Genomic DNA, 13,931 nt, shown 5'->3' with positions numbered 1-13,931 from the left:
TGGAGGCGGCGGAGGCGGCGGCGGCAACCTGGCTGCCCTGGGGGCTGCTGCAGGCGCAGGCACTGGCGCGGCCGGCTCTTCCGGGAGCGCCGACGGTGCCTCCAACCAGGCGCCGGCAACCGGCGGGTCCGGCACCACCACCGCCCCGCCAGTTGCGGGCGACGTGGTCGACACCGGGGGCAGCGTCTCGGTGCCTGGCTACCAGGCCATGGCGACGCAGCTGAACAAGGCGGCGGGCATCGAGTACCGCTATGGCAAGGGGACCGCCGCGGCGGGGACGTCGACGACCTATGCCGGTCCGGCGGCCAACAAATACCCGGCCAGCTCGCGCTTCACCAACATGGTCTGGCAGGTCGGCTCGTACGACGGCAGCAGCGAGGGCGACTACTCCACCACCATGGGCCAGGTGTCCTGGCTACCCGACAACCCGACCCAGTACCTGGGCGTGTCGACGTTCGAATTGCTGGCGCAGCGCAGCAACACCTTCTCGGAGTCGCCGCAGCTCAGCTGGGTGCTCGCCCCCGGTCTGGACGATCCGGCCACGAAGGCCTCGTACCGGTCGCTGATCCCGGCCGGCGTGCAGACCAACCCGGTGGCGATGGGCCGCTGCTACGGGCGCCTGACGTGGTGCGCGCAGACGATCATGGCCTTCCAGAACGGTCTGCTCGCCACCACCGGCAGCAACACGGCCGACAACCGCACCACCGCGCAACTGGGCGCCGGCAAGGTGCCGACCGCGGTGGCCGTCACCAACGGTGGTGAGTTCGCGCTGGTCACGGTGTGGGACACGGTGAACCTCAAGGGCCAGGTCGCGCTGGTCGCTCTGGCCGGCGGCTGCAAGCATTGCCCCCCGGGTGGCTCGTACTGGGGCGAGTGGACCTCGATCGTGCCCGGCCTGCCGAACCTGGGCAACATCGCGTTCATGAAGGTCATCGGCTACGTGGACCTGCCGGACATGATCGCGCCGACCGAGATCTCGGTCACCACCGGGATGGACAACGAGCAACTCCAGCGGGTGTACCCGCCGGGCCGTTGTGCCGATCCCTTCACTTCGCACGAGCAGCTGCCGCTGACCGTCGAGGCCAACCGCCAGACCTTCATGGCCGGGGCCTGCAACTACAACACCAATGCCCACGGCGGGGTGGCGGTGGTGCTGTCGAAGTCGGAGGGGAAGGTCGCGTTCGTGAACCTGAAGCCGCTGTTCGACTACTACCAGTCGATGTACTTCGGCACCAGCGCGAACTTCCAGAAGACCCTGACGGTGGGCCAGGAGCCTGCCCAGTGGCCGCTCACCTTCGAGCAGGCGCCGGCGCAGAAGCCGACCGTGATCAAGACGATCGTGCTTGCCGACAAGAAGCGCCCGACGGCGGTGAAGGCGGCGCTGTATTCGACCCAGCGTGCCTGGGTGGCGACCGAGGACGGCACGCTGCAGATCTACAGCCTGGGCAACTACGCGTCGAATGGTTCGGCGGTGCCGGGCGACATCGCGCTCACGGGCTCGGTGCCGATCGGGAAGAACCCGACGGCGCTGGCCTACGTGAAGCACGATCCCGCCGAGCGAACGGTGACGTTGAACAACAACGTGATCGTGGTCTCGCGCGGCGACAAGAAGATCCAGTGGGTGCACTTCAACGCCGACCGCAACAGCGGCTCGATCCGGCGCGAGTTCCAGGACTCGCGGCTCAAGGATCCGGTGTGGGCCGAGGACGCGGACAACCACGGGACCGAATCGTTCGTGCTGACGGTGGCCGACTACGAGGGCAGGCAGGTGTTGAACTACCGCTATGGGCCAATCACCTTCTTGACCAATACCGGCACCAACAACGCCTGCGCATCGCCTTGCGGCATGGCCCAGTCCTTCGAGTTCGGGGGCGCCTATGCGTTGCCAGGCAAGGCCTACCAGATAACGGGCGCCAACGTGCCCTGACCTGATCGCTCCGGGCAGCGATACGAGACGGCCCGCTTCATGCGGGCCGTTCTTCGTTCAGCGCCGTCAGGCGCTGCGGGGTGCCCACGTCGGTCCAGCGGCCCTCGTAGAGCTCGGCGCCGATGCGGCCCTGCCGCATGGCGGCGCGAAGCAGGGGCGCCAGGGGCGCCTTCTGCCCCGCCGCGTTGCCTGGCGGGATCTCGCAGTCGGGAGCGGAGAACAAGGCCGCACGGTAGAGACCGATGGTCGAGAAGGTGTACTTCACGTCGCCATCGCCGACGCCGTCGGCCAGAGCCAGTGCGGCGGATGAAATGCCGAAATCGCCGTTCGGGTTGTGCGCCGGATTCGGCACCAGCCACAGGTGCGCCAGCAGGCCGCCTGCCACGAAGCGATCGACCGACTGCTGCGTGAACGCGAAGTCCGGTGCGAACACATCGCCTGCCACGACCCAGAACATGTCGCCCAAGGCGGGAAGCGCCCGCACGATGCCGCCAGCGGTTTCGAGGGCGCCGCCGAAGTCGCGCCCTTCGTGCGAGTAGCGGATTGCGGACTGGCCATGACGGGAGCCGAAGCGCGTCTCGATCTGGTCGCCCAGCCACGCAGTGTTGACCACCACCTCCGTGAAGCCGCCGGCCGCGAGCGCCTCCATCGGCCACTGCATCAGAGGCTTTCGGTGCACCTCGAGCAGTGGCTTGGGCGTGTGGTCGGTCAGCGGGCGCATGCGCTCGCCGCGGCCGGCCGCCAGGATCATGGCCTTGACGGGACGGGTCATGGGACTGCGGCCCCGATGCGCCCGCGCTGCAGTTCCTGGTGCTCGGCAGCGCCCGGCATGAACAGTGCCACGAGCGCATCCATCAGCGTTCGCGCGCGCGTCGAGTGATCGGCGCCGAAATTGCACACGTACACGTCCAGCGTGGCGCCGCGCTGCTCGGGCCAGGTGTGGACGCACAGATGCGACTCGGCCAGCAGCACGGTGGCGGTCACGCCGCCGGCGCCGCGCGGCGTGGCGGGAAAGGCATGGCACAGCCGGCCCACCACCTGCAGTCCCGCGGCCCGGGCCTGCGCGGCGCAGGCCGCAGCCAGCGCTTCGGCATCGACCAGCCAGCGGCTGTCGCAGTGGCAATCGTGGAGATCGGCGGTGAGATGGAGGCCGTGCATCGAGCGGCACTCTAGCAGCCCGGGCGCGCCCTTTCCGGGGCCGGGCCGACCCGCCCGTTAAAATGCCGGGTTCCCCCTAACCAGCCCCCAGAAAGCCACAGATGGCCAACCAAGCCTTGATGGCCAACGCGATCCGCGCGTTGGCAATGGATGCCGTTCAACAAGCCAATTCGGGGCATCCCGGCGCGCCCATGGGCATGGCCGACATGGCGGTCGCGCTGTGGGGTGACCATCTGAAGCACAACCCGGCCGATCCGCACTGGTTCGATCGCGACCGTTTCGTGCTGTCGAACGGCCATGCCTCGATGCTGCTTTACTCGGTGCTGCACCTGACGGGCTACGCGCTGCCGATCGAGGAGCTCAAGCACTTCCGCCAGCTCGGCAGCAAGACCGCGGGTCACCCCGAAGTCCATCACACGCCGGGTGTCGAGACCACCACCGGTCCGCTGGGTCAGGGCATCACGAACGCGGTCGGCTTCGCGCTGGCCGAGAAGCTGCTCGCGGCCGAATTCAACCGCAAGGGCCACGAGATCGTCGATCACCACACCTACGCCTTCCTCGGCGACGGCTGCCTGATGGAAGGCATCAGCCACGAAGCGGCTGCGCTGGCCGGCGCCTGGAAGCTCAGCAAGCTGATCGCGCTGTACGACGACAACGGCATCTCCATCGATGGACAGGTCAAGCCCTGGTTCATCGACAACACGGCCGAACGCTTCAAGTCCTACGACTGGAACGTGATCGGCCCGATCGACGGCAACGACGCCAAGGACGTGTCGAAGGCCATCGCCAAGGCGAAGAAGCAGGGCGACAAGCCGACGCTGATCATCTGCAAGACGCAGATCGGCAAGGGCAGCCCGCACCGCGCCGGCACTGCCAAGGCCCACGGCGAACCGCTCGGTGCCGACGAGATCGTGCTCACGCGCGCCGCGCTGAACTGGCCCTACGCGCCCTTCGAGATCCCGGCCGAGGTCTATGCCGACTGGGACGCCAAGGCAGCGGGCGCCAAGGCCGAAGCCGAGTGGGACACGCGCTTCGCCGCCTATGGCCAGGCCTTCCCCGCGCTGGCGGCCGAGTTCACGCGCCGCATGAAGGGCGAACTGCCCAAGGACTTCCACCAGGTCGCCTTCGACACCGTGGTCGCGGCCCACACCAAGGCCGAGACCGTGGCCTCGCGCAAGGCCTCGCAACTGGCGCTCGAAGCCTTCACCGCGGCGCTGCCCGAGATGCTCGGCGGCAGCGCCGACCTGACCGGCTCCAATCTCACCAACACCAAGAGCACGCCCGCACTGCGCTTCGATGCCAAGACCGGCGAGGTCGTCCTGAGCGCACCGGTGGCGCAGCCGCAGCAGGGCGCCGAGGACGAATCGAAGCCCGCCAGCACCACCGATGGCGCGGAGCCGCAGCACGGCAGCATCGGCCGCCACATCAACTACGGCGTGCGCGAGTTCGGCATGGCCGCGATCATGAACGGCATCTCGCTGCACGGCGGCTACATCCCCTACGGCGGCACCTTCCTCACCTTCAGCGACTACAGCCGCAACGCGATCCGCATGGCCGCGCTCATGAAGCAGCGCGTGGTGCATGTGTTCACGCACGATTCCATCGGGCTCGGCGAGGACGGCCCGACGCACCAGTCGATCGAGCACGCGGCCTCGCTGCGCCTGATCCCGAACCTCGACGTCTGGCGGCCCGGCGACACCGCCGAGACCGCGGTGGCCTGGGCCGTCGCGCTGCAGAACGCCGACCGCCCGACCGCGCTGCTGCTGTCGCGCCAGAACATCGCCTATGCACCCAAGAAGGACCTGAGCGACATCAGCAAGGGCGCCTACGTTCTGTCCGAGCCCGAGACCGTGGGCCTCAAGAACAAGAAGGTCAAGGCGGTCATCATCGCCACCGGCTCGGAAGTTCAGCTCGCGCTCAAGGCGCAGGAGCTGCTCGCCGGGAAGAAGATCGGCGTGCGCGTGGTCTCCATGCCCTCCACCACCACCTTCGACCGCCAGGACGTGGCCTACAAGAAGAGCGTGCTTCCCAAGGGCGTGCCGCGCGTCGCGGTCGAGATGGGCTGCACCGCGGGCTGGTGGAAGTACGGCGTCGCCGCGGTGGTCGGCATCGACACCTATGGCGAGTCGGCGCCCGCGCCCGCGCTGTTCAAGCATTTCGGATTCACGGCAGAGAACCTTGCTGCCACGGTCGAAGCGGCGCTCGAGCGCTGAAGTCCCGACCGCGTCGCCTTCCCAGTAGTTTTCAACCATCCAGGAGCATCAAGACATGGCTATCAAACTCGGCATCAACGGCTTCGGTCGCATCGGTCGCAACGTGCTGCGCGCGGCGGTGCAGAACTTCAAGAACGACATCGAGATCGTCGCGATCAACGACCTGCTCGAGCCCGACTACCTGGCCTACATGCTGCAGTACGACTCCGTGCACGGCCGCTTCCAGGGCGAGGTCACGGTCGAAGGCAACACGCTGATCGTCAACGGCAAGAAGATCCGCCTGACGCAGGAGCGTGACCCCTCCAAGCTCAACTGGAGCGACGTCGGCGCCGACATCGTGCTCGAATCGACCGGCCTGTTCCTGACCAAGGAGACGGCGCAGAAGCACATCGACGCCGGCGCGAAGAAGGTGCTGCTGTCGGCTCCGAGCAAGGACGACACGCCGATGTTCGTCTACGGCGTGAACGACAAGAAGTACGCGGGCGAAGCGATCATCAGCAACGCCAGCTGCACCACCAACTGCCTGGCGCCGCTGGCCAAGGTGCTCAACGACAAGTGGGGCATCAAGCGCGGCCTGATGACCACCGTGCATGCCGCCACCGCCACGCAGAAGACGGTCGACGGCCCGAGCAACAAGGACTGGCGCGGCGGCCGCGGCATCCTGGAAAACATCATTCCTTCGAGCACCGGCGCCGCCAAGGCCGTGGGCGTGGTGATCCCCGAGCTCAACAAGAAGCTCACGGGGATGAGCTTCCGGGTGCCGACCTCCGACGTGTCGGTGGTCGACCTCACGGTCGAACTGGTCAAGGAAGCGACCTACAAGGAAATCTGCGCCGAGATGAAGGCCCAGAGCGAAGGCGCGCTCAAGGGCGTGCTGGGCTACACGGAAGACAAGGTGGTGGCCACCGACTTCCGCGGTGACCCGCGCACCTCGATCTTCGACGCCGAGGCCGGCATCGCCCTCGACGGCACCTTCGTGAAGCTCGTGAGCTGGTACGACAACGAATGGGGCTACTCGAACAAGTGCCTCGAGATGGTCCGCGTGATGGCGAAGTAATCGCCGTTTTCGCAACCGTGCATCGAACGCGCCCTCGGGCGCGTTTTTTCATGGGCCCGCGCTTCGCTGCGCGGCATGATGGCGGGCATGGACCCGTTCGATTCCCCGCACCTCGGACCGCTCGTGCTGCGCTTGCTTCCGGGCGATGACCTGCGCGGCGCGCTCGAGGCCGCGGTGGCGGCCCGGGGCCTTGCCGCTTCCTTCGTGCTGGCCGGCATCGGCAGCCTGCGCCCGGCCCGGATCCGGCTGGCCGGCGCCGAGGAGGTGCGGGTCGTCGACGATGACTGCGAACTGCTCACGCTGTCGGGCAGCGTGGGCACCGACGCCTCGCACCTGCACATGAGCGTCGCCGATGCGCAGGGGCGCGTGCTGGGCGGCCACGTGGGCTACGGCAGCATCGTGCGCACGACGGCCGAGGTGGCGCTGCTGCCGTTGCCCGACGTGAGTTTCTCGCGCGAGCACGACCCGGCCACCGGCTGGGCCGAGCTCGTCGTCAGGCCGGTTCCAGCACGTGGATCAGGCGGCTCTCGGTCCAGTCCTTGACCTTGGCGCCGTAGGCCGCCATGTGCGGCGCCGCCGCATGGGCCTGCAGGTCGGCCAGCGTCTCCCACTTCTCGACCACGACGAAGGTGTCTTCGCCGAAGCTGCCGCGCGAGGCCGGCATGCCGGCCGCGTCGATGGTCGCCGTGTATTCGATGCAGCCCTTCTCGGCCAGCACCGCGGGACGGTTGGCGCGGTAGGCCTCGAGGATCTGGGCGCGCTGGCCCGGCTTAGCGGTGATGACGGCGACGACGTGGATCATGAAATGATGTCTCCTTGGGAATGGAGCACCGAATTTAAGAGCAAAGCGGCCGCCCCGCCTGTCGCTTGGGCGCCGGGGCGCCCCTACATCGCCTGCGGCACCTGGACCATCCAGCCGATGCCGAAGCGGTCGGTCAGCATGCCGAAGGCCGGCGACCAGAAGGTCTTGCCGAGCGGCATCGTGACCGAGCCGCCCGCGGCCAGCGCGTCGAACAGGCGCCGCGCGTCGGCCTCGTCGGCCGCCTGCAGCGACAGCGTGAAGCCCTTGAACACGGGCTCGCCCTTGGCAAAGCCGTCGGAAGCCATCACGAGCGATTCGCCGACCGTGAAGGCCGCGTGCATGACCTTCTCCTCCGAGCCCGGGGCGAGCATGCCCGGCGGCGGCGGCTCGGGGCTTTCCTTGTTGCGCATGAGCATGGTCACCTTCGCGCCGATGGCCTGGCGGTAGAAGTCGAGCGCCTCCTCGCAGCGGCCGTCGAAGAACAGATAGGGCTGGATCAGCATGGCATCTCCTTGTCGTGCAGTTCGTGCAATGGGTGGAATTCGGAGGACGGGCGGAAAAGAGATCAGAGCTGGGCCGGAACGGCGCTCATGTCCATGTATGCGAGCTCCCACAGGTGGCCGTCGAGGTCCTGGAAACCGTGCTGGTACATGAAGCCGTGGTCCTGCGCCTTGTTGGGCGTGCTGCCGCCGGCGGCAACGGCCTTGGCGACCTGCGCATCGACCTCGGCCCGGCTCCCGCACGACAGGCACAGCAGCACCTCGGTGGTCCGGGTGGCGTCGGCGATGGGCTTGGGCGTGAAGGTCTTGAAGAAGCTCTCGACCAGCAGCATCACGTAGATGTCGTCGCTGACGATCATGCAGGTGGCATTGCTGTTGGTGAACTGCGGATTGAACTTGTAGCCCAGGTGCGTGAAGAAGGCGACCGAGCGGTCGAGATCTTTCACCGGGAGGTTGACGTAGATCTGCGTGGCCATCGAGGGGTGCTCCTTTGGAAACAAGTTGTGTACAACGTCCACAAGACAATAGCAGAGACAATGGACGCTGTCCACATGAACTCACCGCCGTCGATGAACAGCCCGTCCCCGCCGCGCCCGCGCAGCACCTACCGACACGGCGACCTGCACCGCGCCCTGCTCGATGCCGGCGTCGAACTCGCGCGCCAGGGCGGACCGGACGCCGTGGTGCTGCGGGAGGCCACGCGTCGGGCCGGCGTGGTGCCGAACGCCGCCTACCGGCATTTCGAGAGCCGCGAGGCGCTGCTCGGCGCGGTGCGGGCCGAGGCCCTCGTCGCGGTCGCGCGGGCCATGGAGGCCGAGCTCGACACCGTCGACCCCGGGCTCGACGCCCCGGCCCTGGCGCGTGCCGGCGTGCGCGCGGTCGGCACCGGCTACCTGCGTTTCGCCCAGGCCGAGACCGGCCTGTTCCGAACGGCCTTCTCGCGCCGCGCCGAGACGGCCGGGGCCAATGCCGAAACCGGGGCAGACGGGGGTGCCGCGCTGGAGCGAATCGCGGTGGCTGGCTGCGCCGATGATGCCGATGCCGGCCCGCATCCCTTCGCGCTCCTGGGCGCCGCGCTCGACCGGCTGGTGGAAGCGGGTGTGATGCCGGCGCCCCGGCGCCCGGGCGCGGAGTACCTGGCCTGGTCGGCGGTGCATGGCATGGCGCTGCTGGTGATCGAAGGCCCGCTGCGCGGGCGCCCGCAGCCCGAGATCGACGCGCTCGGGCAGCGCCTGCTCGACATGGTCGAGCAAGGCCTGTGATTTCCCTAGTCGTTCTTGTACTTAAGTACTCAATCCGCTAAGTTCGAACGCCGTCCGGAGCCGACTCGAATGGCGATGCTGATCCTCATGACCCCCACGGGCCTCACCACGCAGCTACCGGTTTCCGAGCCCGGCATGGCGATCGGCCGCGCCGAGCGCAACCACGTGGTGCTGGCCTCGCCGCGGGTCAGCCGCTTCCACGCCCGCCTCGACACCGACGGCCCGCTCGTCATCCTGCGCGACCTCGGCAGCCGCAACGGCACCTTCGTCAACGGCAAGCGCATCGAATCGCAGGTGCTGGTCAATGGCGACAACATCGACATCGCGGGTTACTGGATGCGCTTCCTCGCCCCCGAGCAGGAGATCGTCACGGACGAAGAAATGCGCCTGCTGAGCGAGCGCGGCGGCATCGCCTGAGCCCGCCGGCCCGGTAAACGCGCTGCCTTGGCCTGCGCCGCCGCAGGTCGGTTCCGGCCTTGACATCCGCTGCCACGGCCTGATCTCATCGATCCGGAGCGCCAATCCGCTGCTGCTTTCCGCCCCTGCCCGCCTCCCGTGCTGTCCCACTTCCATCCCGCCGTCGGCCGCTGGTTCGCCGCCGCCTTTCCTCACGGCCCGACCGAGGCCCAGGCCGCGGCCTGGCCCGCAATCGCGGCCGGGCGCAGCACGCTGGTGGCGGCGCCCACGGGATCGGGCAAGACGCTGACCGCCTTCCTGGCCGCCATCGACGGCCTGGTGCGCCAGGGACTGGCGCCCGGCGGGCTGCCCGACGAGACCACGGTGGTCTACGTCTCGCCGCTCAAGGCGCTGTCGAACGACATTGGTCTCAACCTGCAGGCGCCGCTCGCGGGCATCCGGCGCGAACTGGCCGCGCTGGGCCTGCCCGACGTCGACATCCGGACCGCCGTGCGCACCGGCGACACGCCCGCGCACGAGCGCCGCCAGAGCCTTCGCGAGCCGCCCCACATCCTGGTCAGCACGCCCGAGTCGCTGTACGTGCTGCTGGGTTCGGAATCGGGCCGCAGGATGCTCGCCAACGTGCGCACCGTGATCGTCGACGAAATCCACGCCATCGTCGGCAGCAAGCGCGGCAGCCACCTCGCGCTCTCGCTCGAGCGGTTGCAGGCGCTGTGCGGGCGGCCGCTGGTGCGCATCGGCGTCTCGGCGACGCAGAAGCCGATCGACGAGATCGCGCGCTTCCTGGTCGGCGCCGGCGCGGTCACGGGCGGCGTAGCCGATTGCGCGATCGTCGACATCGGCTACGCCAGGCAGCGCGACCTCGCGCTCGAGCTGCCGCCCACGCCGCTGGCGGCCGTGATGTCCAACGCGCAGTGGGAGCAGGTCTATGCGCGCGTGGCGGCGCTGGTGCACGAGCACCGCACCACGCTGCTGTTCGTCAACACGCGCCGGATGGCCGAGCGCGCGGCCCGCCACCTGGGCGAGATCCTCGGCAAGGAGGTGGTCGCGGCGCATCACGGCAGCCTCGCCAAGGAAAGCCGGCTCGAGGCCGAGCGGCGCCTCAAGCGCGGCGAGCTCAAGGTGCTGGTGGCCACGGCTTCGCTCGAGCTGGGACTGGACATCGGCGATGTCGACCTGGTCTGCCAGTTCGGCTCGCCGCGCTCGATCGCCACCTTCCTGCAGCGCGCGGGGCGTTCGGGCCATGCGGTGGGCGGCGTGCCGAAGGCGCGTCTCTTCCCGCAGTCGCGCGACGAGCTGGTCGAATGCGCGGCGCTGCTCGACAGCGTCGGCCGCGGCGAGCTCGATGCGCTGCACGTGCTGCCGGCGCCGCTCGACGTGCTGGCGCAGCAGATCGTCGCCGAGACCGCCTGCCGCGAGTGGGACGAGGACGCCCTGTTCGCGCTGATGCGCCGCGCCTGGCCCTACGCGCAGCTCGGTCGCGAGGATTTCGCCGCTGTGGTGCGCATGCTGTCCGAGGGCTTCACCACGCGCCAGGGCCCGCGTGCAGGCTACGTGCACCGCGATGCGGTCCATCACCTGCTGCGCGAGCGCCGCGGTGCGCGCATGACGGCGCTGACCTCGGGCGGCACCATCCCCGAGACCGGCGACTACACCGTGATGCTCGAGCCGCAGGCGCACAGGATCGGCACGGTCAACGAGGACTTCGCGGTCGAGAGCCTGGCCGGCGACGTCTTCCAGCTCGGCAATGCGAGCTACCGCATCCTGCGCATCGAGCCCGGCCGCGTGCGGGTCGAAGACGCCCAGGGCGCGGCGCCCAACATCCCGTTCTGGCTCGGCGAGGCGCCCGGACGCAGCGACGAGCTGTCGTTCGCCGTGTCGCGGTTGCGCGAGGAGGTCGAGCGGGACGTGACGGCGCGCGGCGTCGATGGCGCAGTCGACGCGCTCGTGCGGCGGCTTTCCCTTTCGCCCGAGGCTGCGCGCCAGCTGGTCGAGCACCTGGCGCGGGCGCTGCGCGTGCTGGGTGCGCTGCCGACGCAGCGGCGCATCGTGCTCGAACGCTTCTTCGATGCTTCCGGCGGCATGCAGCTGGTGATCCATTCGCCCTACGGCAGCCGGCTCAACCGCGCCTGGGGACTGGCGCTGCGCAAGCGCTTCTGCCGCCAGTTCAATTTCGAGCTGCAGGCAGCGGCCACCGAGGACGCGATCGTGCTGTCGCTGTCGACCAGCCACAGCTTTCCGCTCGACGAGGTGATGCGCTATCTGCATTCGAGCAGTGCGCTCGACGTGCTGGTGCAGGCACTGCTCGACGCGCCGCTGTTCGGCGTGCGCTGGCGCTGGAACGCCACCACCGCGCTGGCGTTGCCGCGCTTCACGGGCGGCCGCAAGGTGCCGCCGCAACTGCAGCGCATGAAGTCGGAAGACCTGCTCGCGGCCGTGTTCCCGGACCAGGTCGCCTGCGCCGAGAACCTCGCCGGCGCGCGCGAGATTCCCGACCATCCGCTGGTGGCCCAGACGCTGCAGGACTGCCTCTACGAGGCGATGGATGCCGAAGGCTGGCTGCGGCTGTTGCGCCGGCTCGAGGCCGGCGAGGTCGAGTTCCTCGCGCGCGACCTGCCGGCGCCCTCGCCGCTCGCGGCCGAGGCGCTCGACGCGCGGCCCTATGCCTTCCTCGACGATGCGCCACTCGAGGAGCGCCGCACCCAGGCCGTGCAGAACCGCCGCTATGTCGATCCCGAGAGCGCGGACGACCTCGGCCGCCTCGATGCCGACGCGATCGCGAGCGTGCGCGAGGAGGCCTGGCCGCGTGTGCGCCATGCCGACGAGATGCACGAGGCGATGGCCATGCTCGGCGTCGTCACCGATGCAGAGGCCGCGGCGCATGCAGGCTGGAGCGACTGGCTGGCGCAACTGGCCTCGGCTGGCCGCGCGACGCGGCTGGTGCCCGCACCTGCCGGCACATCGTCGACGCCCAAACCGCCCGGCGCGACCAACCCCGGCCTGTGGGTCATCGCCGAACGTCTCTCGGCGCTGCGGCAACTGCACCCCGCGGCGGCATTGAAACCGCCGATCGAGCCGGTGCCCGATGCGGCGCGGCCGCCCACCGGCCCCGACGATGCGCTGCGCGACCTGCTGCGCGCGCGCCTGGGCGGGCTCGGTCCGGTGACCTCCGATGCGCTCGCCGCGCAGCTGCGGCTGCCGCGAGCGCCGATCGACGCCGCGCTGGCGGCGCTGCAGGCCGAGGGCTCGGTGCTGCAGGGCCGCTTCACGCCCGGCACCGAAGCCATCGAATGGTGCGAGCGGCACCTGCTCGCGCGCATCCATCGCTACACGCTGAAGCGGCTGCGGCGCGAGATCGAGCCCGTGGAGCCGCGCGATTTCGCACGCTTCCTGTTCGAGTGGCAGCACGTGGCACCCGAAAGCCGCGTGAGCGGGCCCGAGGCGCTGGCAGGCATCCTCGCGCAGCTCGAGGGCTACGAGGCGCCCGCCGCGCTCTGGGAGGCCGAGCTGCTGCCTGCGCGGGTGCGTGACTACGCGCCGGCCTGGCTCGACGAGCTCTGCACCGCCGGGCGCACGCTGTGGACGCGACTGCGGCCCGCGGCCGAGGGTGCCGGCCGGGCCGCCGCGACGACCTCGCTGCGCTCGACGCCGATCCTGCTGCTGCCGAGGCGCAACGCTGCGTTCTGGAGCGCGCTGGCGCCGGCACCGGTCGACGACGCCGGCCTCGGCAGCAAGGCGCGCCGGGTCGCCGCTTTCCTGGCCGACCATGGCGCTTCCTTCTTCGACGACATCGCGGGCGGCACGCATCTGCTCGGCACCGAAGTCGAGGACGCGCTGAGCGAACTGGTCATGCGCGGCCGCGCGCATTGCGATTCCTACGCGGGGCTGCGCGCGCTGCTGATCCCGCCGTCGAAGCGAGCGTCGCCCCATGGCCGTCGCCACCGCCGCAGCGCGCTGTTCGGCATCGAGGACGCGGGCCGCTGGTCGCCGGTGCGCGTGCGTGCGCCTGCGGCTGCCGATGGCGCCGAGGCGCCCGCCGCGAACGTGGCCGCCGTTGCAGCCGTTGCCGCCGCCGGCACCGAAGCCGTCGAACAGGTCGCGCGCATCCTGTTGCGCCGCTATGGCGTGGTCTGCTGGCGCCTGATGGAGCGCGAGGCGGCCTGGCTGCCGCCCTGGCGCGAGCTGGTCCGTGTGCTGCGCCGGCTCGAGGCCCGCGGAGAGATTCGTGGCGGCCGCTTCATCGCGGGCGTGGCGGGCGAGCAGTTCGCGCTGCCCGAGGCCATCGGCCTGATGCGCGAGCTGCGGCGACGTCCGCTCGACGGGTCGTTGCTGTGCCTCTCGGCCGCGGATCCGGCCAACCTGCTCGGCACGCTGCTGGTCGGCCCGAGGGTGACGCGCGTCGCGGGCGCGCGCGTGCTGTTCCGCGATGGCCTGCCGATCGCCACCTTGGCCGCGGGCGAGACCACGCTGCTGGAGCCGCTGGCGCCCGAGGCGGCGCAGGCGGCGGCACGGGCGCTGCAGGGCGGATCGTCGCTGCGCCTGCCGGCTGCGGCGGACGATCCGCTCGCGGCCTCCTCCGGCGTGCGGGCCTGACG

At 69.8% G+C, this 13,931-nt stretch carries 12 protein-coding genes; 7 read left to right on the top strand and 5 right to left on the bottom strand.

Annotation, left to right across the window (positions count from 1 at the left end):
* The first annotated feature begins 163 nt into the window (after positions 1-163).
* Positions 164-1,927, top strand: a complete 1,764-nt coding sequence (locus QTH87_RS17255) for a hypothetical protein (protein ID WP_286610887.1) — start codon at positions 164-166, stop codon at positions 1,925-1,927.
* Positions 1,928-1,964: 37 nt separating this feature from the next.
* Here QTH87_RS17255 and QTH87_RS17250 read toward each other — a convergent pair whose 3' ends face one another.
* Entirely contained in the window at positions 1,965-2,678 is a 714-nt protein-coding gene (locus tag QTH87_RS17250) for a nucleotidyltransferase family protein (RefSeq protein ID WP_286611205.1), read from the bottom strand.
* Between the two features lie 17 nt (positions 2,679-2,695).
* A complete protein-coding gene (locus QTH87_RS17245) occupies positions 2,696-3,085 on the bottom strand; it encodes an S-adenosylmethionine decarboxylase family protein (protein ID WP_286610885.1) in 390 nt (129 codons plus the stop codon).
* A 101-nt stretch (positions 3,086-3,186) separates the two neighbouring features.
* Between QTH87_RS17245 and QTH87_RS17240 the strand changes: the two genes are divergently transcribed.
* The 3 genes from QTH87_RS17240 to QTH87_RS17230 all read left to right on the top strand — a co-directional run bounded on the left by QTH87_RS17240 (position 3,187) and on the right by QTH87_RS17230 (position 6,898).
* Positions 3,187-5,298 carry a transketolase family protein gene (locus QTH87_RS17240; RefSeq protein WP_286610883.1) on the top strand — a complete coding sequence of 704 codons (2,112 nt, stop codon included), beginning with the start codon at positions 3,187-3,189 and terminating at the stop codon, positions 5,296-5,298.
* Positions 5,299-5,353: 55 nt separating this feature from the next.
* A complete protein-coding gene (gene gap, locus QTH87_RS17235; RefSeq protein WP_286610882.1) occupies positions 5,354-6,355 on the top strand; it encodes a type I glyceraldehyde-3-phosphate dehydrogenase in 1,002 nt (333 codons plus the stop codon).
* An 87-nt stretch (positions 6,356-6,442) separates the two neighbouring features.
* Positions 6,443-6,898, top strand: a complete 456-nt coding sequence (locus QTH87_RS17230; protein ID WP_444812802.1) for a PPC domain-containing DNA-binding protein — start codon at positions 6,443-6,445, stop codon at positions 6,896-6,898.
* Here QTH87_RS17230 and QTH87_RS17225 read toward each other — a convergent pair.
* The 3 genes from QTH87_RS17225 to QTH87_RS17215 all read right to left on the bottom strand — a co-directional run bounded on the left by QTH87_RS17225 (position 6,849) and on the right by QTH87_RS17215 (position 8,133).
* Positions 6,849-7,157 carry a putative quinol monooxygenase gene (locus QTH87_RS17225; RefSeq protein ID WP_286610880.1) on the bottom strand — a complete coding sequence of 103 codons (309 nt, stop codon included), beginning with the start codon at positions 7,155-7,157 and terminating at the stop codon, positions 6,849-6,851. The two genes, QTH87_RS17230 and QTH87_RS17225, sit on opposite strands and share 50 nt — an antisense overlap.
* An 83-nt stretch (positions 7,158-7,240) precedes the next feature.
* A complete protein-coding gene (locus QTH87_RS17220; RefSeq protein ID WP_286610877.1) occupies positions 7,241-7,660 on the bottom strand; it encodes a VOC family protein in 420 nt (139 codons plus the stop codon).
* A gap of 62 nt (positions 7,661-7,722) precedes the next feature.
* A complete protein-coding gene (locus tag QTH87_RS17215; RefSeq protein ID WP_286610875.1) occupies positions 7,723-8,133 on the bottom strand; it encodes a VOC family protein in 411 nt (136 codons plus the stop codon).
* A 75-nt stretch (positions 8,134-8,208) separates the two neighbouring features.
* On the opposite strand from QTH87_RS17215, the gene QTH87_RS17210 reads away from it, so the two are divergent.
* From QTH87_RS17210 to QTH87_RS17200, 3 genes are all read left to right on the top strand, one after another.
* On the top strand, positions 8,209-8,919 hold the full coding sequence (locus tag QTH87_RS17210; protein ID WP_286610873.1) for a TetR/AcrR family transcriptional regulator: 711 nt from the start codon (positions 8,209-8,211) through the stop codon (positions 8,917-8,919).
* Positions 8,920-8,988: 69 nt separating this feature from the next.
* Complete coding sequence (locus QTH87_RS17205) at positions 8,989-9,336, top strand: FHA domain-containing protein (RefSeq protein ID WP_286610872.1); 348 nt, start codon at positions 8,989-8,991, stop codon at positions 9,334-9,336.
* A 138-nt stretch (positions 9,337-9,474) separates the two neighbouring features.
* Positions 9,475-13,929, top strand: a complete 4,455-nt coding sequence (locus QTH87_RS17200; RefSeq protein WP_286610870.1) for a DEAD/DEAH box helicase — start codon at positions 9,475-9,477, stop codon at positions 13,927-13,929.
* The last annotated feature ends 2 nt before the right edge of the window (positions 13,930-13,931 follow it).

The sequence above is a fragment of the Variovorax jilinensis genome (genome assembly GCF_030316885.1).
GTDB lineage: Bacteria > Pseudomonadota > Gammaproteobacteria > Burkholderiales > Burkholderiaceae_C > Variovorax > Variovorax jilinensis.
The sequence above is the reverse complement of the archived record's forward strand: the minus strand, read 5'-3'. Positions and strand labels throughout refer to the sequence as shown.